We start from the raw sequence: 2,243 nt of genomic DNA, 5'->3' as shown, positions 1-2,243 counted from the left end.
GCGCTGCAATCCCGCTATGGCGGGCATTGGGTTTTGAAGGGGCAGCACAGTCTGATGTTGGGTGAAAAGGCGCGCTGTTATTGCCCCTGGGGAAATCCGGGAATGGCCACTGGCGGCAGCGGCGATGTATTGACCGGGGTGCTGGCGGGGTTGCTGGCCCAGGGCCTGCCAGCCGATGATGCCTTGATTCTGGGGGTTGCCATTCATGCCCTCGCCGGCGATCGTGCGGCCCGACGGTTGGGAGAAGAAAGCCTGTTGGCCAGTAATATTCTCGAAGAACTACCTTTTGTCATACAGGAGTTGAATGCCATCCATGTCTGAAACCGAAATGCTGAAAGCCTGGGATCGCCGTTATTTTTGGCATCCCTTCACCCAGATGCAATGTTATGGTGATGATGATCCCTGGATTATCGAGAGGGCGGAAGGTCATTATTTGTACGATGTGGATGGTGCGCGTTGTCTGGATGCGGTGGCGAGTCTCTGGTGTAATGTGCACGGTCATCGTCATCCGCGCCTTGATGCTGCCCTTATGGAGCAGTTGGGAAAAGTCGCGCATACCACAGCCCTGGGCGCCAGCAATCCACCGGCTATCCGTCTCGCCAAAAATCTGGTTGAGTGCACACCCGAATCTCTGCAACATTGTTTTTTCAGTGAAGATGGTTCCGAGGCGGTAGAAGTGGCTATTAAAATGGCGGCGCAGTACTGGGCCAACATCGGGCGTCCTGAAAAGCATCTTTTTTTGACCCTCGATAACGCTTATCACGGCGATACCGTGGGAGCTGTTTCGGTGGGTGGATTTCCGCTTTTTCACGAAGTGTATGGTAATTTGCTGTTCCCGACGCGCAGGTTGCCCAGCCCTTATGTGCTGCAATGGGAACAATGCCAGGGGGATGCCGCGCAGGCAGCCAAGCTCTGGCTGAATACTCTGGAAGCCGTTTTACTGGCAGAAAAAGACCATATTGCCGCTTTGATTCTGGAAGGAGGCGTGCAGGGTGCAGCCGGGATATTGCCTTTTCCACCCGGGGTCCTGTCGGGCGCACAAAAGCTCTGTAACACCCATGATGTCCTGCTTGTTGTTGACGAAGTGGCCACTGGCTTTGGTCGCAGCGGCCAATTGTTCTCCTGCCAAAAAGAACAGGTCGAACCTGACTTGCTGGCGCTCGGCAAAGGACTGAGTGGCGGTTATTTACCCATTGCCGCAACGCTGACTTCAGAAAAAATCTATCAGGCTTTTCTGGCCCCCTTTGGCGAAGCCAAACAGTTTTATTACGGACATACCTTTACGGCCAACCCCTTGGCCTCTGCGGTGGCTCTGGAAAATCTGAGCATTTTTGCCGAAGGCTATTTGTTGTCCGAAATCCCCAATAAAATCGAAAAACTGCGCGCAGGTCTGGAAGTATTTCACCATCAACCCTGGGCAGGTGAGCCCCGGCAATTTGGCTTGATGGCGGCCATTCCCTTGCGTGACCCGGCTACCGGAGCGGCTTACCCTTATGGCGAACGTGTCGAATACATGGTCTGCAAACGTGCCCGGGAAATGGGTGTGTATAGTCGACCCCTTGGTGATCTGCTCACCATTGTGCCCCCTCTGTCGGTGACAGAGCTGGAAATAGACACTATCCTCCAAACATTATTTGACGCCATGGCGGAAGGAAGAACCCAATGACAACGGCCCAGGAAATCATGACCCGTGCGCCCAGCACGGTGCAGGAAGATGATTCGGTCAAGAATGTCGGCAAAATCTTGCTGCAGACGGGGCATCACAGTATTCCCGTAGTCAGTGCCTCCGGGCATCTGGTCGGCATGATCGGTGAGCGCGACCTGATTGATGCCAACCGCGAGGTGCATTTGCCCACTATGTTGACCATTCTTGATGGATTGATTCCGTTGGGTGGCATGCATGAATATGAAGAAGAATTGCGTAAAGTCACGGCTGTTACTGCAGGCCAGTTGGCTACTACCAAGGTTGTGACCGCAGGACCCGATGAAAACACCGATGCGGTCGCCGAAAAACTCTTGCGTAAGGAAGTACATGCCTTGCCTGTTGTGGATACAGATGGAAAGCTGTTGGGTATCATCACCCGCTCCGATATTCTCCAGCATTTGTTAAAACCCTGAGTTTGCCGATGGATTGGGACTTTCCCAGTGCAGATATTTGCCAGTCCTGGGGGGCGGCCCTGGCGCAAACATTACAGGCACCGGCAGTCATTTATCTGGAAGGCGACCTGGGAGTCGGTAAGACA

General features: G+C 53.9%; 3 protein-coding genes. All 3 read left to right on the top strand.

Annotated features, from left to right (window positions below):
* Positions 1-321: ADP-dependent NAD(P)H-hydrate dehydratase (locus tag AC2VLY_RS12965; protein WP_486922416.1), on the top strand; the 321-nt coding region annotated here is incomplete at its 5' end.
* Positions 314-1,666: an adenosylmethionine--8-amino-7-oxononanoate transaminase gene (gene bioA, locus AC2VLY_RS12960; protein WP_486922415.1), complete on the top strand. Its 1,353-nt coding sequence runs from the start codon at positions 314-316 to the stop codon at positions 1,664-1,666. The genes AC2VLY_RS12965 and bioA, both read left to right, overlap by 8 nt.
* A complete protein-coding gene (locus AC2VLY_RS12955) occupies positions 1,663-2,118 on the top strand; it encodes a CBS domain-containing protein (protein WP_075322550.1) in 456 nt (151 codons plus the stop codon). Before bioA ends, AC2VLY_RS12955 begins: the two co-directional genes overlap by 4 nt.
* Positions 2,119-2,243: the final 125 nt, after the last annotated feature.

Source organism: Acidithiobacillus sp. TH-A36 (assembly GCF_057473445.1).
This window is presented reverse-complemented; position numbering and strand designations above follow the sequence as displayed.

What these genes read in the sequence shown, in the direction of transcription:
- bioA (WP_486922415.1), top strand. Translation starts at nt 314, where the DNA reads ATGTCTGAAACCGAAATGCTGAAAGCCTGGGATCGCCGTTATTTTTGG.
- AC2VLY_RS12955 (WP_075322550.1), top strand. Translation starts at nt 1,663, where the DNA reads ATGACAACGGCCCAGGAAATCATGACCCGTGCGCCCAGCACGGTGCAG.